We start from the raw sequence: 16,691 nt of genomic DNA on the forward strand, positions 1-16,691 counted from the left end.
GCCGCCTCAAGCCGCCGGGAAAAGCGAGTCGGCATGGGTTATCCCCCTCTGCTGGAGCCAGTGACGGGGCCAGTCGGCCCCATGTTCGAGATGCAGGGCGCGAATGCGCTTGAGGTCTTCCTTGCCCGATGCCCCGACGAAGGAGAGTGTGACCGGACCGAGGGCCATGTCGAACAGCCGACGGCCGTCCGGCGACGCGACGTAGTATTCGCGCTTGGGCAGCGCAGTCGCGACGATCTCGATCTGGCGCTCATTGAAGCCAATACGCTCGTAGAACTCCCGCGTGCCGGGCTCGCGCGCTGCGCCATTCGGCAGGCAGATTTTCGTGGGGCAGCTCTCCTTCAGGACATCGATGATGCCAGAGCGTTCGGCGTCGGATATCGATTGCGTGGCGAGCACGACGGCGCAGTTAGCCTTGCGTAGAACCTTCAGCCATTCGCGGATCTTGTCGCGGAAGGTCGGATGGCCCAGCATAAGCCACGCTTCGTCGAGGATGATGAGGCTTGGATTGCCGGTCAGGCGCTTCTCGACCCTGCGGAAAAGATATGTCAGTACGGGGACGAGATTGCGCTCGCCCATGTTCATCAGCTCCTCGATCTCGAAGCACTGGAACGCGCCAAGTACGAGACCGTCCTTCTCCGCGTCGAGAAGCTGCCCCATCGGCCCATCGACGGTGTAGTGATGCAACGCGTCCTTGATCCCGCGCATCTGCACGCCGCTCAAGAAGTCCGACAGCGAGCGCCCGCGCGATTCTGCCATGAGGCTGATCTGCCGTGAGATCGCGTTGCGATGATCCGGGGTCACGGTCACGCCTTGCAGCGCCACCAGCGTCTCGATCCACTCGCACGCCCAGGCGCGATCGCCATCCGTCGACAGCTCCGCGAGCGGACAGAAGGCGAGACCAGGCGATCTCCCCTCCCCCTCTCCGGACGCGTCGCCACCGATCTCGTAGTGATCCCCACCGATGGCCAAGGTCAGCGGCAGCATCGAGCGGCCTTTGTCGAAGGCGAAGACCTGCGCGTCTGGGTAGCGCCGGAATTGGGCCGCGATCAGTGAAAGCAGCGTCGACTTGCCCGAGCCGGTCGGACCGAAGATAAGTGTGTGGCCGACGTCGTCGACATGCAGGTTCAACCGGAATGGCGTCGAGCCGGTGGCGACTTGGCAGAGCGGCGGCGAACCCGGCGGATAGAACGGGCATGGCGCCACCGGGCTTCCCGACCAAACAGAGTTCAGCGGCACCAGGTCGGCAAGGTTGCGGGTGTTGATCAGGGGCTCGCGTATGTTGGCGTAGGAGACCCCCGGCAGGCTGCCTAGGAAGGCATCGGTCGCATTCAGGGTCTCGATCCGCGCCCCAAAACCTTCGGCCTGGATGAGGCGCCGGATCGCCTCGCATTTCTCCTGAAGCTGCTCATTTCCGTTGTCGAAGAGCACGATGACCGGAGTGTAGTATCCATAGGCGACGAGCTGCGAAGCGGCCTCGGCAATAGCGTCCTCGGTCTCGGCCACCATTGACATTGCGTCCTGGTCGAGCGATCGGCTCTGCATCTGGAAAAGCTGGTCAAAGAATGGGCGAACCTTCTGTTGCCACTTCTTTCGTGTGCGCTCCAGCTTGGCACGCGCTTCCTGCTCGTCGAGAAAGACGAAACGGCTCGACCAGCGATAGGTGATCGGCATCAGATCTAGCGCATTCAGGATACCGGGCCAGCTTTCGGCTGGCAGGCCGTCGATCGCGACGACACCAAGAAAGCGGTTCTCCACCTTTGGCGTCAGGCCGTGGTGGAGCTCGGCCGTGACCAGCCAGTCAAGATACATCGGAATGTCCGGCAACCGGACGGGATGGTTCTCGCCGGTAATGCAGAAGCGAATGAAATGGAACAACTCGTCATACCGCGCGATGCGATGGCCGCCGCGCTCCTCGGTTTCCCGCGTCACCATCCGACGGATCGAGACGACATTCGCGAGATATTGCTCTACCTCGCGGATCGACGTCCGGAACCTGTCGAGGATCGTGTCGGCATAGGTGGCGGAGCGGCTGCCAGCGTCCGAATATACATAGCGTGTCAGACCTGATCGACGGGGTTCGGGCGGGCGCCATGTGAGGATCAAGGCATGCCGGCTCTCGAAATGCCCCTTCTCCCGTTCGAAGTGCGCCCGTCGCTCGGCATCGATCGCGCGCGTCACAGGATCGGGGAAATGACAGGCTTCCTCGGAAGGATAGTCCGTCGTCGGCACGCGAACGGCGTCGACCTGAATCATCCAGCCAGAGCCCAGCCGTGAAAGGATCGCGTTGATCTGCCGGCTGATTTCGTTGCGCTCGGCATCCGTCGAGCTCTCGCTGTCAGGACCGGCAAAATACCAGCCGGCCATGAGCGAGCCGTCCTTGAGCAGCATCACCCCATTGTCGACCAGGCCGGCGTAGGGAACGAGATCCGCAAAGGAAGGACCCGAAACCCTGAATTGCTTCAGTGCGACCATGGAGCGAGCCTCACCTTAGTACCGCCGCCAGGGCGTCGAGGTTGCGCGGTAGTAGGACCTGAAGGAGATATGGCGAAGATAGACGCGGCGCATCAGCGGATCGGACTTCGCCATCATGCGGAGTGCCGCCACGGCCACGAGCCAGATGGCGACGCCGAAGAGCGCTGCATACCAGGTGAGCACGACGAAGATCAGGATCACGGCCGCGAGACCCGTGAGCAACACCATTTCGCGATCGGCGCCCATCAGCAGGTTCGGGCGAGACAGCGCGCGGTGAACGCGGGAGCGCACCAGGCTGGAGCCGGTGTCGCTCATTGGGCGCCCTCCCCTTGCGGGCGAAGACCTACGGTCACGCTGTGGTCGACGGTTTTGGTTCCAGGCCGTTCCTCGCCGATCGTCGCGCCTGTTGCACCGAAGAGCCCCACGATCTGGGTGGCGCCAAGCAGCACGCCGCCAACAAGGGCGATGTAGCATAGGCGTCTGGCGAAATCGTTGAGTTCGCCGCCGAAGATGAGCATGCCGCCGGCGATCGCGACGGCGGCGAGCGCGATGAAGCCGGCCACCGGCCCGGTGATCGATTGCTGGATCTGCTGAAGCGGCGCTTCCCATGGCAACCCGCCGCCACCCGATGAGGCCAGCGCCGGACTCGCGAGCGCAAGCAAGGTCAGGACCAGCAACGCTCTGGCCAGGTGAGATCGGCTGTCACGCTGCATGGCTGTCCTCGTCAAGCTGGGCGTAATGTTCGGTCTGGTAACGGGAGCCGTCGAACCCTTCGACGTGGATGATCTCGCGAACGCGCCGCCCTCTTCCGGTCCTTTCGATCGAGACGATGAGATCGACTGCTTCACCGATGACCTCTCTCATCGACTGCTGGCTCGCCTCCGAGGTCAGTTGCTCAAGGCGCCTGAGCGCGGACATGGCCGTGTTGGAATGAACGGTCGTGACGCCGCCGGGATGGCCGGTGTTCCACGCTTTCAGGAGTGTGAGCGCTGCGCCATCGCGAACCTCACCGACAATGATCCGGTCGGGGCGCAGACGCATCGTGCTTTTGAGCAGGCGCGCCATACCTACCGTGTCGCTCGTATGGAGGGAGATGGCGTTTTCGGCCGCGCACTGGATCTCCGTCGTATCCTCGAGGATGACAACCCGGTCGTCGGGCGAATGCTGAACGATCTCGGCGATGACGGCATTGGCGAGCGTCGTCTTTCCCGATCCCGTGCCGCCGGAGATGACGATGTTCAGGCGAGACGCGATCGCGTTGCGAAGAACGGACGCCTGCTTTTCGGTCATGACCCGCTTCGTCACATAATCGTCGAGCGGGATAAGCCGGGATGCGCGCCGGCGAATTGTGAAGGCCGGCGCCGACACGACCGGCGGCAACAGTCCCTCGAAGCGGTGGCCGCCGATCGGCAGCTCGCCGGAGATGATTGGTTGCTCGTCATCTGCTTCGGACTGGAGAGCGTGCGCTACACTTCCGATGACGATCTCCGCGGCCGCCGGCGTCATCTCCCCGGCTGGTGCAACGCCCTGCCCGAGCCGTTCGATGAACAGCTTGCCGTCCGGATTAAGCATGATCTCGACAACCGTGGCGTCATCGAGTGCCAGGCACAGATGGTCGCCCAATGCATCCTGAAGCTTGCGGACAAGCCGCGAGTGCGATCGAAGATGGGTCACCGATGGCCTCAAGCTGCCTGCCGCCGCGTGGCCTGAAACGCCGACCTGTAGCCTGGCGGACAAACCTGGATAAAACTCGCCCGGTCAGCCGGCAGTATCCCGGCGATGGCGATCGTGCTGCCGATGCGGCAGGGCTTTCCCAGCCGCTTCATCGGCCAGCCGGCCCGATTGAGGATCCGTTCGAACCTGAGATCTGTCGCGGTGGCGATCTCCGTATATCCGTTCAGCATCGACCATTCGATGATGGCCGCGAACATGGTGAGCGTTGCCTGATGCAGCGGCCCTCCCCTGCCCTCGCTGAATGTGGTGTCGACACAAAAACGCGAGCTTTCGATCATCCTGGCATGCGCATTGACGCGGCCGACCGCGAGCAATTGCGGAAACGTCCGCTCCAGCATTGTGGCCCCAAGTGCGGGAAGCAGGCGCGCACCCCCTATGATGGCGCCGTCGTCCGACGTCACCACGATGTAAGTCGGATCGAGCAGGTCAAACTCGTCTGTTTCGCGGTTGTTGCGGACATGCACGTTCCAATCCAGTCGGTCAGCAAATATGGCCGCTCGCAGTCGACAATAGGCATCGATGAGTTCCCGGTCTCTCTTCCCCCAGCCATTGCGTATTGCGCGTGCCAGCATGCCGAAGCCCTCACTGATTGCGATGGGGCCTCATCAATCACAGATGGCCACGCTGCTGGAGCTGTAGAATTCTACAGTCCCTGAGTCGGGTCTGTTGGGGGCTGACGCGCCTGAACCTGGTAGTGGACGCGGAATTTCCGGCGGTTTACCCCCGAGATTTAACGGGGGTGCCGGCTGAGGGTTGGAGAACGCAAGGAACAGCGTAAGAGATTGAATCTATATGTTAAATTTGGATTCTTAGTCCGCCTGATCGGCAACTTATGGGTGTGGCGTTAACCACTTGTTAACTCTATTCTCCTTGCCACAAAGGGGGAATCGGACATACTGGCGCCAAATTGGCCGGATCACCGCATTCTGGCGCTATTTTCTTCCCGGAGCCGGTCCGAATGAGTGCGCTTCCACCTTTCGAATTTGACGAAAAGATCCTGGCGCAAGGCGCCGAGATCTCCCGTAAACTCGACCAGCTGCGACTGGAGAAGTTTCCGCCGAACGCCAAGAAGACGCTTCGCCGCTTCCCTATGTCGGAGGTCGCACATTACCTCGGGATCAGTCCCAACAATCTCAAGCGCCTCCACCTCGAAGGGAAAGGCCCTGAGCCACTCATAGCGGCTGGCGGGCGGCGTTTCTATACCGCCGAGCAGATGATCGAGCTGCGGCACTATCTAGACAAGAACGGCCGCTCTGACGCCAAGAAATATGTTCCTTCCCGGAAGCTCGGAGAGAAGCTTCAAGTCATCGCCGTCGTGAATTTCAAAGGCGGATCTGGAAAGACCACAACCGCTGCTCATCTGGCGCAGCATCTCGCACTTACCGGGCACCGGGTTTTGGCGATCGACCTCGATCCGCAAGCGTCCCTATCGGCACTGCACGGGTTCCAGCCAGAACTTGATGGCAATCCGTCGCTCTATGACGCAATCCGGTATGACGAGAAGCGTCGATCCATAGCGGACGTGATTCTGCCGACAAACTTTCCCCTGCTCGACATCATTCCGGCCAATCTCGAATTGCAGGAATACGAGTTCGACACGCCCCTCTCCATGCAGAGTTCGAACGAAGGCAAGCGGTTCTACAGCCGGCTTGGGCGGTCACTAGAAGAAGTGGATGACCGGTTCGACGTTGTCGTCATCGATTGCCCGCCTCAACTGGGCTTCCTCACTTTGACGGCGCTCACCGCCTCCACATCGGTCCTCGTCACGGTCCATCCGCAGATGCTGGACCTGATGTCGATGAGCCAGTTCCTCCTTATGTTGGGCAACTTCGTCGCCTCGATCCGCGAGAAAGGTGCGCCAGTAAAGATCGACTGGCTCCGCTACCTGATCACTCGCTTTGAGCCGACCGACGTCCCCCAGACGCAGATGCTGGGATTCATGCAATCTATCCTGGCCGAGGAAATTCTGAAGAGTCCAATGGTCAAGTCGACGGCAATATCCGATGCCGGCTTGACGAAGCAAACGCTGTACGAGGTCGAGCGTGCGAACTTCAATCGCGACACCTATGACCGGGCAATTGAAGCGCTGGACGCGGTAAATTTCGAAATCCAGGGTCTGGTTCATAAGGCTTGGGGCCGGCTGTGATGTTGACTGCCGTCAAAACGGTCAAAAATTACGGTGTTTTCAATAGTATAAGAGATATTTGAGACCGCGCGATGGCTCGTAAAAATCCTTTCGCTAACATTCTGGACAGCGACGAGAGACCTGTGGAGCGCTCGGTCGTCGAATATGCGGCGAGGGGCGCATCTCGATCGATTCTAAGCACGCTGGACGAAATGGCGTCGCGCGCGGATAAGCTCGCATCGGGAGAGACCATCGTCGAGCTCGAGCCTGATGTCGTCGATGTCTCCTTCGTACGTGACAGGCGTGCCGACAACGAGCAGGAGTTCAGCGAACTTCTCGAGGCAATACGCGAGAACGGCCAGAACTCCCCTATCCTGGTCAGACCGCATCCAAAAGCAACCGGCCGTTACATGGTTGTTTTTGGACACCGGCGCGTTCAGGTCGCCAAGGCGCTTGGCCGAAAGGTACGAGCCGTCATCAAGCAGATGGAGGATCGTGAACACGTCCTCACGCTCGGGCAAGAGAACTCGGCTCGCGCTAACGTGCCTTTCGTCGAACGCGCGCTCTTTGCCGCGGATCTGGCTCGGCTCCGCTACGACGAGGACAATGCAACCATCCTCAAGGCGCTTTCGATCGACCGCACGACCCTGTCGAAGATGCTGTCGGTGGCAGCCCTCCCCGCAGACATTCTCGCGGCGATTGGCGAGGCCAAGGGTATTGGTCGCGATCGCTGGTATGAGCTCAAGCTGCTCATGGACAAGCCATCGAACCACGATATTGCTTCAGAGGTGGTCAATGAGGATGGCTTTTCGGCCCTTCCGAGCGATGCTCGCTTCGATCTTCTCGTGCGGCGGCTGAAAACAGCCTCTTCTCGAAAGCGCACCCAGTCCGGCCCGCAAAAGCGAAGCTGGGCGCCGAAGGGGGGATCCCTTTCGGCTGACATAACCACAGACGCGAAACGCTTCACTTTGGCGATCAAGGCCAAGAGCTCCGAAGCGCGTGCGTTTGGCGACTATTTGTCGGAGAACCTTGATCGTCTCTACGAGGCGTTTCGGCGGGATTCGACGCAACCGAGAGAGGAACCGTAACCGCAAAGGAAAAAGGCCCCCGAAACGAGTTCCGGAAGCCCTTCTCAAGATTGAACACCTAGAGAATCGCATTTCCCGGAATCACAGTCAAGAGTCCCGTGAGGGGCAAACGCCGTTTTCGGCGGGCCTAATTCTTTTGCCTAGCGATAGGTGAAGGAAGATGGGGACGCATATTGCAACGACGCCCTTTGGGCGGCGGCCGATGACGCTTGGCCTGATTTCAAGCCAGGTTTCGGCGAAGATTGTAGATCAAGACGCTAAGGTCTCGAAGTGGCAGGTTTTCCGCGACATACGCGAGGCTAAGGAAGCGCTTGGGGCAACGGATCGCGCTCTGGCCGTCCTCAACGCCTTGCTGACGTTCCATCGCGGCGAGGAACTGGCTGGAGACGAGAACCTGGTCGTCTTTCCGTCGAATGAGCAGCTCATCCGTCGCGCCAACGGCATGCCGGCGACCACGCTGCGGCGTCATATCGCCGTCCTGGTGGATTGCGGCCTGATCATCCGCCGCGACAGCCCGAACGGCAAGCGTTTCGCCAGGAAGGGGCAGAGCGGTGCAATCGAGCAGGCTTACGGCTTCGATCTGTCGCCGATCTTGACGCGCGCCGAAGAGTTTAGGGAACTCGCGGAGGCAGTTGCGATCGAGCGCAAGGCGTTCCGCCTGGTCAAGGAGAGGCTGACCATCTGTCGGCGCGACGTGGTCAAGCTGATTGACGTTGGCATCAACGAGAGCGTTCCCGGCAACTGGAGCAGCTTTCACCGTCGCTACGAAGCGATCATAGGGGGGCTCCCGCGCACGGCGCCGCGGCAGGTTCTGGAGACCATAGCAGGGGAACTCGAAGACCTCTGGGCCGACGTGCATCAGACACTGGAATCGTTCGTAGAATCGCAGAATCCGGACGCCAATGAGTCCCGTTCTGGACGCCACATACAGACTTCAAACCCAAATCATAATCCTACCGGTGAATCTGAAAATAGCTCAGGAAATAAGATTGAAGCCGGCCGCGACGCCGAGCATAACGACAACGTGTGCAGCCTGCCACAACGGGATGTGCCCTTGGGAATGGTGCTGAGCGCCTGCCCTGACATCGCCAACTACACGAAGGGGACGCAAATCCGGACCTGGCGAGACTTTGCAGCGGCCGCCGACAGGGCGCGGCCAACGATCGGGGTCAGCCCAGGCGCCTGGCAGGAGGCGGTAGAGGTCATGGGCTCCCAAAATGCGTCGATTACCCTGGCTGCGATTCTGCAACGGGCCGAACATATTCGTAGTTGCGGCGGCTATCTGCGGGATCTCACAGAGAAGGCGCGGGCGCAGAAATTCTCGGTGTGGCCCATGATCACCGCGTTGCTCAATGCCAGGGTCGGGGCGCTTGAGAAGGCTGCTGCCGGGAAAGGGGCGGAGGAACCTCCGATAGGACAAGGGAACGGGGCGAATGCCGTGGGCAACTCGCTGGATATCAGCGAAGCACTGCGCGACAGCATGAAGAAAAAGGGCTGGTAGCCATGTCCCGATCATTTCGCCCTGTATCGCCAAGCGTGGCTGTGCCGGCAACGAGAGCGGATCGGCGCACGATTGATACGTCAGGGGGCAGTCTGTCATTGACTTTCGCCCTCCCTGCTCAATTTGGTAACCCATTGGGTTATATGGACTGATGCTGACAGTTGTCGGGACACCATTGTTCATCAAGCCGGCAGCTGAGCTGTTTAATGAGGATGAGCGAAATGACGAAGTTCGCAGCCGATCTGATCCAGGCGATGTCGGAAGCTTTGGCTCACGCGCAAGGCAAGGACGTTCCGGGCATCAAGGTGCACAGTGTGGAAGTTAGCGCTGTGGATGCAAAAGCTATCCGCAAGAGGCTAGGCCTGACCCAGGATGAGATGGCAGCCGTGCTGGGAACCAGCCCGTCCGGCTACAAGAAATGGGAGCAGGGGAAAAGGCAGCCGAGCGGGGCCGCGCGTACCTTGCTTCGCATCATGGCGAAAGAGCCTGAGGCCGTGTTGCGAGCCCTGTCGTCTGAGAGGGAGACGGCCAAAGAACCTGCCGGTGCATCGCACTGAGCAGGGGAGGGGGCTTTCTACAATCCCGACGCCTTGGTGAGATTGACCCGGAAACGATCGCGCCTCCGCTGGTATTTGCGGGTCATTTCCGCGCTCGTGTGGCCGAGTTGCTTCTGGACATAGCGTTCGTCGACCTCGGCCGAGGACGCCAGGCCTGCTCGCAGCGAATGGCCGGCAAACATCATTCCGCGTTCGCCCTCGGGCAGATCACCGCGCACACCGGCTGCCAGCGCGGTGCGTTTGACCAGGCGGGCGACCTCCTGGTCGTTGAGCCGCTCGGCGCCGACCGCCTTGCCGTGACCCGTGACGCGGCGAAATAGAGGACCGTGGGCGATACGCCCGAGTTTGAGCCAGGTCTCCAGCGTCACGACCGGGCAGGTCGCGTCAGACGAGCCACGCCCGACCTCGACCTCCCGCCAGCCCGTCTTGCCGCGTAGGGTTATCAGGAGGCCCTTCTCTAGGATCTCGATCCAGCCGCGGCCATCTTCGGTCTGGTCGCGGCCGACATCCAGCGCCACGATCTCGGAGCGACGAAGAGCGCCGGCAAAGCCGATGAGCAGCATGGCGCGGTCGCGCAAGCCGCGTAAGCTTCCGCGGTCGAGTGTTTCCAGCATGGCAATCAGATCCTCCGGCAGGATCGCCTCCTTCTGCCGAGGCGGGGCTGCGTGTTTGTTGCGAATGCCGGCCATCACGGTTGCTATGTGGCGGTCCTTGCGGTCCAGCGGCCGGCCGCGCTGGGCGTAATTCCAGGCCAGCGAGGAGAGCCGGCGTTCGATCGTCGACACCGAGCTCGGCTTCTTGTCGCCGGTCGCCGTGCCCGAGGCTTGAGCCGTGATGTAGAGGCCGACCACCTGTGGATCGGGCGGAAACATCTCGACGCCTTGCCGCCGGCACCAGCTGGAAAAATGCTTCCAGTCCGATGCATAGGCCCGCTGTGTGTTGGCCGAGCTCGCCGCCTCGACATAGTCGCGTGCGCGGCCGGCGAGGTCCTCCAGATGGCTGGGAAGGCGCTCGATGACACGCGTCGCTGCTGGAAGGGGAGGGGAGGGGACTGCCGGTGGCTCTTCTTCTGCGCGCCCCATCTCCACAACCATATCGATGATGTCGGGAAGGTCGTCCTCGTCAGGACTCATGAGACGCCTCCATTCTGTACACATTCAATGCGTACGTAGTTGCAATCGCGATCCGGCAGATGTATCTATGCTGTTCAAGTAACGTGGGAATCCAAGCGATGGCCCGGGCAGCCCTTGATGATACTGATCGGATGAACATCCGGGTAAGGCCGGAGGTGAAGGCGCGCCTCTTGCGCGCCGCAGCGCTTCGCCATACCGATCTCACCAGCTTCGTCACCCAATCCGCGCTGCGCGAAGCCGAAACCGTAATCGCCGAAGCTGACACCATAAAGGTATCCGAGCGGGATTTTGGCCGCATCCTTGAGCTTCTGGACAATCCTCCGAAGCCGAACGCGAAGTTGCGTGCGGCGGCGGCCGCGCTTCCGAAGACCCTGTGAGCCTTCCGCCCTGGCATGAGGAGGCGATCGCCCGGTCGCACGACCGGAAAGCCTTTGACTGTGGCGATGTCGAGATGAATGCCTTCCTGCAGCGGTTCGCACGGCAAGGGCATGAGCAGAACGCTGTGAAGTCGTTCTGTGCGGTTCCCGACGATGCACCGGAAAAAATCCTTGGCTTCTACAGTCTGGCTCCGGCCTCGGTCGAACACCACGCGGTTCCTCCCCCGATGACGAAGGGTCTGGCGCGACACGATGTGCCGGGCTTTCTGCTGGCGCGGCTTGCTGTCGACAAATCGGTGGCGGGCAGGGGGCTTGGTGGTCAGCTTCTGCTCGCCGCCGCGCTGCGCTGCATCCGCGTTACTGAGGAAGTCGGCGGTGTGCTGATGATCATCGACGCCAAAAGCAGTCGAGCCGCGAGCTGGTACGCGAGCTATGGCGCCGAGCCGCTGAATGACCGTCCAATGACGCTTGTCGTTCCGCTCAAGACTTTTGCCGAAACCTTGAAGGCCAGCGGGCACCTCTGAGGGCGCGCCGTTGGCCGACAGCCGCGCGGCCGAAACGTCGTCATCCGCCCCCGTGCTGTGGGACGGTCCGGAGCCGCGCGCGGCGCTATTTTCGGGCTTCAGCTCGCTGAAAACGGCCATTTCCTCTATAAAGACAAGAACGAGCGATAATGCAAGATTATCATTCGTTTCGGCTCTCCGACAAGCTGTGCGTTTTGTGGCGAAAATCATCGCCAAAAGCGCACGGCCGCTTTACCCTCCAAACACATGATTCGCCTCGATCCCGCGACCGCCAATCCCGCTCCGCCGCCGACCGTCCCGGCCTGGGTGCTCGCGGCCGATGGCGCCATGCATGACGCAGACGCCGCTTTCCGGGCCGGCGCCGCACTAGCTTCGCTCGACAGCCTCGCCCGGGCGCAGCCTGCCTGGGCCGGCGCCTGGCGCCAGCGGCTGGCGCTCAAATGCGCCGCCGCCAGCATGCGCATGGCCGGCCGCGCCGAGGATGAGGCCGCCCTGCGCGATGCCTGGCAGCTTTGCCCAGCCGGCGCCGATCCCGGCCCCGCCGGCGCCATTTTTGGGGCCTGGCGCCAGCTGGCGCTGCAGCCGCCGGCGGTCAGCGCCGATCGGCTGGCAAAAGTGACCGAGATGCTAGGGCTGGCCCGGGACGATGAGGCGCTCGCTGACCTGTGCACTGAGATCGAAGACGTGGCTGGGTCGCAGCGGCCGGCGCCGTTCGCCGCGGCGGCAATCGCTGCGCACGTCGTCGCCATACGCCCCGATGCCGAGCTGTTGGCATGGTGGCTCGCCGACCTGGTGCTGGCGCAAAGCCTGCGCTGGCCGCTGCCGCTGCCGCTGTTGATGACACAGGCCTTTGGCCCGGCCTTCCGCGGCGAAGCCAGCGGCAAGCGCATCCGACCCGGGGACAAAAATTTTGAGCGCGCGGTCTGCGTCGCGCTGGTTCAAGCGGCGGCGGAGGCCTGCCGGCTGGCCAGCGAACTGTCGCGCCGCGCCGAAAAACTCCTGGCGGTGGCGCCAAAACTGCGCGCCAAAGGCGCCGGCGACGTGATTTTTTTGCTGCTGAATGAAGATGCCGTCGCCGGATCGCTGACGACGAAAAACTTGTCGCGCTTCGCGGCGCGGCGCCTGTTCGAGCGGCTGCAGCAACTTGAGGCCGTGCGCGAGCTTTCGGGCCGCCCGACCTTCCGGTTGTTTGGGCTGTAGCGATGAGCCAAGCCTCCGTTCGCCGCAAGCCAGACGAGCAGCCAGCGCTGCTGGACACCGAGCTCGAGCACCTGCCGCCGGAACTGCGCTGGCGCGAGTGGATGGGCCGCGTCGAAGCGGTGATCTTCGCGGCCAGCGAGCCTGTGGCGCGCGAGATGCTGGCGCGGGTGGTGGGGAAAAACTGCAATCTCGACCTAGTCATCGACGACATCCGCGCCGAGCTCGCCGGCCGCCCCTACGAACTGGTCGCGGTCGCCGGCGGCTGGCAGCACCGGACCAAAAAGGTCTTTGGCGACGTCATCCACGCTGCCTTCGGTACGCCGGCGGGGCAGGGGGCGAAAGAATTGTCGCAGTTGGAGACGCTTGTCTTGATGTGCATCGCCTATTTCCAGCCGATCACGCGTGGCGAGCTGTCTTCCTTCTTCGGCAAGGAGGTATCGCGCGATCTGATCGGCGTACTGCGCGCGCAGGACCTCATCGCCTCGGGGCCGCGCAGCCCCCAGCCGGGCGCGCCCTACACCTATGTGACGACGAAGAATTTCCTGTCGCAGTTCGGGCTCGACACGCTGCGCCAGTTGCCGGATTTCGAGGCGCTCGAGGATGCCGGGCTGCTGTCGAAGGAGAAGCTGCTGGCCGGCGAAATCATGCCCGAGTTTTCCGATCGCGATGAGGGATAGGTCAGGTCAATTGGCAATCCAAAGGCTCTTGAGCTCGTGGCCGACAGCCCACTGGGCTGAGATCTGAGTTTCATTGCATTTGGTCTCATACGGGTCGCGAACCATTTGGAATTCGTTGTCGACGACGGCGCCGAACAGGAAGCACTCGTCCTTGTACTGGCCCCGCTCCGCGCTCGCCATCTTGACCGTCGCCTTGACGACGATGCCGTCTAGATTGCGACCCTTCCAATTGACGGTGCCGTAATCCTCCACCGCGGAGATCACGTCTGTGGCCTTCCAGTTGTCTTGCGACAGGCCCGCGTTCCACTTTGCGAAATCAGGGAACAGGGTCTCCACATTGATCCCGGAGGAGGTGTTGGCCTTGTCTGTCGTACCCAGGACGGTCTTCTTCAGGCCATCCGAGAACAGGTTCAGCAGTGCGGTCGCGGCAGGTCCGTTTTTCTGGCGCAGATCCAACTGGCGGGCCGATTTGGCGCTCTTCTCGTCTGCCTCGCGTTGGGCAGCGATTTTCTTCTCCTCGTCGGCGGCCACCCGCTTGGCCTCCGCGGCTTTGATTGTTTCCTGCCTGGTGGCATCCAGTTTGGCCGCGGTACTGGCGGCTTCGCTTTGGTCGAGCCACACCGGGGCGAAGGCAAACCGTACGCCGTCGCGCGCCAGCGCTTCAGAGGTGGCTTTCAGGTTCGTGGCCGACGCGTAGAGCGCCCGGCACTGTTCGTGCCGCACGTCCTCGTAGGCTTTGTCGATCGACGGATATGATACGGTGCTTCCAGACACCCCGGCGAAATCGGCTATCTTGCCGATGGTCGCTTCGTGCACGGCCGCATTGCCGTCGACGACGGTGCAGATGCGGTCCAACGAGTTCGTCAGCAGGATCCCGCCATATCCCTCACGCGTTCCGGACGTTACATCTTGGGCGATCTTCAAGGCCAGCGTCTGATCTGAATCCATGCGGGCCTTGATGTCTTCGAAGCGGATAGGATCGAAGACGCGGATCGTCTTGGCTTCCATCGCCTCGAGGTAGGCCGCCTGAAGCGTTGGCGGGGACTCCAGGAAGGTCTTCCGCTGGACAAGGAAGAGATCGGCGCTCTCGAGGTCGTTCGCCCCGCAATCCGAACTGACGTTTACTGACTTGCCGCCCAGCGGATCGATGGCACCGAGCAGAGCTTTGTCCAAGGCTGGCGTTCTCGCCGGGCCGAGCAGGCAGATCCACGCCTGGTTCTTCGTCAGCGAGAACTGGCCGGAAATAGTGCGGAGCAGGGAAGGCGCTTTCGGGCCTGCGTTGTAGAGAACGACTACGTCCTGCAGCGCACCGCGGAGGAGCGCCTTGTTCAGGTCAGTGACCGAATAAGTCGCGGTGTTGCTCTCCTGGGCGGCACCGTTTCCTGACTGGCTGGAAGCGGCCGGGCTTGTATCCAGTTCCTCCACTAGCGCCTGCCGTGCGATCATCGTCCGCACGCTTTCTCTCGCGTCGGTCAGCGAGTCCAGGTCGTTCGTATCGGAAACATCATCGAGAGCCTTCACTTCCTGCACGACCTCTGGAAGCTTGGTCGATGTCAGATGGCTGCTCATCCAGCGTTTGAGCGCCTGGCGGTCGGCCTGGAGCTCAGCGAAGATTTCAGCCCTCTGCTTTTCGATCGCCTGGGCACGCTCCTTGTCCCGCGATGCCGAAAACTCGGAGTAACCGGACACCGTCATCAGCAGGTTGCTCAGCTTGAGCGCCGAATTGTTCAGCGCATCGGTGGATGCGGTCTGGACCTGGGCATTCAACGCAGCGGCCTGTCCGGCGATCTCGACCAGGTTCGAGGTCTGAGGGTTCAACTTCAGAAAGGTTTCGGCATCGGAAAGAAGCGTCGTTGCGGCGCCTCTCGCAGCCTTTAGCTTGCGGGCCTCTGCCTTGTCATAGGAGGCTTTGTCGGCAAAGCCCTTCTGCTTGGCATCGCGGTACGCTGCGGGGTCGGAAAACCCAGACGCGCGGTAGGCGGCCAACTCCACCCTAGTCTGCATGCCAAGTTGGACGGCCGCACGATATTCATTGGCAGCCGTGAAGCCGCCCGTCTGCGCCCGCTGATATTCGTCGCTGCTGCGGAAGCCGCCCGACATTGCCGCATCGTAGTCGCGCTGGGTAATGAAACCCATGCTCTTCGCCTGGGCGAATGCGCTTGCAGATGTGAAGCCGCCGGCCCTTGCGTCGTTGTAGCTCTGCGCATCCGTAAAGCCGAGATCCCGGGCGGCGTTTCGCTCCTGGTCACTATTAAAGCCATCCCCTGCGTTACGCTCGATCTCCGCGAGGCTGTACTCTGTCAGCAATTCGCCCGGCTGCAAGTCGAAGCGGGCAAGGTAGGCCCTGAAGGCCTTCACCGTCGTGGGCCCTATCAATCCTTCGACAGGGCCGGAATATAGACCAAGCCTGGACATGGCCGCCTGGATTCTTTGGACGACTCTCAGATAGCTCGGCTGCGTTATGAAGTCGAACGAGGCTCCCCTTTGGTAAGACATCCAAACCAGTCCATCCAGCCCGTCGCCGCGCGAGAGAAACGAATCCTGTGGGATGATGTGCAACTCCTTGAGAGCCGCGAGGTTCGACTTCGCCTTATCCTGGTACAGCGTCCCGGCCAAGACAGCAAAAACTCCGTTTCTGCTGTGGACGACCAGAGTCGGCCCCAGTGTCGGCGCATAGGATTGCGCAAGTGATATGGCCTCTCCTTCGCTGGGCCGGCTCGATACAACAAGCCAAAATGCATTCGACTGCGGAGGCCTGAAAGCCATCGGCCGCGACATTTGCTGGCCGTTCTGGATGATCTGGATAAACTCGGAAAGCGATGATGCCGAGCTCATAGCTGGCAAAACAACAGCTGCCAACAACGCAGCGACGCCCATACTGCACACGCGACGCATAGTACTCCCCTACACAACCCCGAGGACCATATTCACGAATCCTAGCGGCTAAGCAAGAAGGTGGCAGGGCTTTGAGGTTTTATGCTTACCGGGTGATGCCAAGCGATCGGGGCTTAACGCGAAGGTCCGGTTTGCGCGAGACGCTCACCCGCCAGAACACTATCGTGGACGGTGGATAGACTTGAGGCGCAGGAAACCGGTTGGCATGCCTCGCCTGCGCCTCATGCAATTAACCATTACCGATAATCTTGCTGGCGAAGGCAACGCCATCAGCCATAAGAAACAGAGTGAGCGCGATCGAGATGCGGAGCATAAGGCAGCTCATTGTGGCGTCCTCCTTCGGAACGCTAACGCCTGAAATAGGTATTCTAGCGGACCTTGCAAGTATGGGCTGGAACCCTAGAG

15 protein-coding genes are annotated in these 16,691 nt (G+C 61.5%); 8 read left to right on the top strand and 7 right to left on the bottom strand.

The window, feature by feature from the left end:
• Positions 1-6 precede the first annotated feature (6 nt).
• Genes EN869_RS00780 through traI form a run of 5 tightly spaced genes read right to left on the bottom strand, consistent with a single transcriptional unit; the run spans position 7 to position 4,781 of the window.
• Complete coding sequence (locus EN869_RS00780) at positions 7-2,475, bottom strand: conjugal transfer protein TrbE (RefSeq protein ID WP_127228088.1); 2,469 nt, start codon at positions 2,473-2,475, stop codon at positions 7-9.
• A 15-nt stretch (positions 2,476-2,490) separates the two neighbouring features.
• The gene (locus tag EN869_RS00785) at positions 2,491-2,790 is read right to left on the bottom strand and encodes a conjugal transfer protein TrbD (protein ID WP_127228087.1); all 300 of its coding nucleotides are present in this window, start codon (positions 2,788-2,790) and stop codon (positions 2,491-2,493) included.
• Entirely contained in the window at positions 2,787-3,188 is a 402-nt protein-coding gene (locus tag EN869_RS00790; RefSeq protein WP_127228086.1) for a TrbC/VirB2 family protein, read from the bottom strand. Before EN869_RS00790 ends, EN869_RS00785 begins: the two co-directional genes overlap by 4 nt.
• The gene (gene trbB / locus EN869_RS00795; RefSeq protein WP_127228085.1) at positions 3,178-4,149 is read right to left on the bottom strand and encodes a P-type conjugative transfer ATPase TrbB; all 972 of its coding nucleotides are present in this window, start codon (positions 4,147-4,149) and stop codon (positions 3,178-3,180) included. The genes EN869_RS00790 and trbB overlap by 11 nt, the downstream gene beginning before the upstream one ends.
• Positions 4,150-4,157: 8 nt before the next feature.
• Positions 4,158-4,781: an acyl-homoserine-lactone synthase TraI gene (gene traI / locus EN869_RS00800; protein WP_127228084.1), complete on the bottom strand. Its 624-nt coding sequence runs from the start codon at positions 4,779-4,781 to the stop codon at positions 4,158-4,160.
• A 386-nt stretch (positions 4,782-5,167) separates the two neighbouring features.
• Here traI and repA point away from each other — a divergent pair, with 386 nt between their 5' ends.
• The 4 genes from repA to EN869_RS00820 all read left to right on the top strand — a co-directional run bounded on the left by repA (position 5,168) and on the right by EN869_RS00820 (position 9,480).
• Positions 5,168-6,355, top strand: coding sequence for a plasmid partitioning protein RepA (gene repA / locus EN869_RS00805; RefSeq protein WP_127228083.1), 1,188 nt, complete (start codon positions 5,168-5,170; stop codon positions 6,353-6,355).
• A gap of 71 nt (positions 6,356-6,426) precedes the next feature.
• A complete protein-coding gene (gene repB, locus EN869_RS00810) occupies positions 6,427-7,422 on the top strand; it encodes a plasmid partitioning protein RepB (protein WP_127228082.1) in 996 nt (331 codons plus the stop codon).
• A 160-nt stretch (positions 7,423-7,582) separates the two neighbouring features.
• Complete coding sequence (gene repC / locus EN869_RS00815) at positions 7,583-8,923, top strand: plasmid replication protein RepC (protein ID WP_127228081.1); 1,341 nt, start codon at positions 7,583-7,585, stop codon at positions 8,921-8,923.
• Positions 8,924-9,144: 221 nt separating this feature from the next.
• Positions 9,145-9,480, top strand: a complete 336-nt coding sequence (locus tag EN869_RS00820; protein ID WP_245489489.1) for a helix-turn-helix domain-containing protein — start codon at positions 9,145-9,147, stop codon at positions 9,478-9,480.
• A 17-nt stretch (positions 9,481-9,497) separates the two neighbouring features.
• Here EN869_RS00820 and EN869_RS00825 read toward each other — a convergent pair whose 3' ends face one another.
• A complete protein-coding gene (locus EN869_RS00825; RefSeq protein ID WP_245489490.1) occupies positions 9,498-10,613 on the bottom strand; it encodes a site-specific integrase in 1,116 nt (371 codons plus the stop codon).
• Positions 10,614-10,711: 98 nt separating this feature from the next.
• Here EN869_RS00825 and EN869_RS00830 point away from each other — a divergent pair, with 98 nt between their 5' ends.
• The 4 genes from EN869_RS00830 to EN869_RS00845 all read left to right on the top strand — a co-directional run bounded on the left by EN869_RS00830 (position 10,712) and on the right by EN869_RS00845 (position 13,391).
• Positions 10,712-10,990, top strand: a complete 279-nt coding sequence (locus EN869_RS00830; protein ID WP_127228078.1) for a DUF1778 domain-containing protein — start codon at positions 10,712-10,714, stop codon at positions 10,988-10,990.
• Positions 10,987-11,514 carry a GNAT family N-acetyltransferase gene (locus tag EN869_RS00835; protein ID WP_127228077.1) on the top strand — a complete coding sequence of 176 codons (528 nt, stop codon included), beginning with the start codon at positions 10,987-10,989 and terminating at the stop codon, positions 11,512-11,514. The genes EN869_RS00830 and EN869_RS00835 overlap by 4 nt, the downstream gene beginning before the upstream one ends.
• 246 nt (positions 11,515-11,760) lie before the next feature.
• Positions 11,761-12,714, top strand: a complete 954-nt coding sequence (locus tag EN869_RS00840; protein WP_127228076.1) for a DUF1403 family protein — start codon at positions 11,761-11,763, stop codon at positions 12,712-12,714.
• 2 nt (positions 12,715-12,716) lie between these two features.
• On the top strand, positions 12,717-13,391 hold the full coding sequence (locus EN869_RS00845; RefSeq protein ID WP_127228075.1) for an SMC-Scp complex subunit ScpB: 675 nt from the start codon (positions 12,717-12,719) through the stop codon (positions 13,389-13,391).
• Positions 13,392-13,397: 6 nt separating this feature from the next.
• Here EN869_RS00845 and EN869_RS00850 read toward each other — a convergent pair whose 3' ends face one another.
• A complete protein-coding gene (locus EN869_RS00850; RefSeq protein ID WP_127228074.1) occupies positions 13,398-16,268 on the bottom strand; it encodes a hypothetical protein in 2,871 nt (956 codons plus the stop codon).
• Between the last annotated feature and the right edge of the window lie 423 nt (positions 16,269-16,691).

The organism is Mesorhizobium sp. M2D.F.Ca.ET.226.01.1.1 (assembly GCF_004022705.2).
GTDB lineage: Bacteria > Pseudomonadota > Alphaproteobacteria > Rhizobiales > Rhizobiaceae > Mesorhizobium.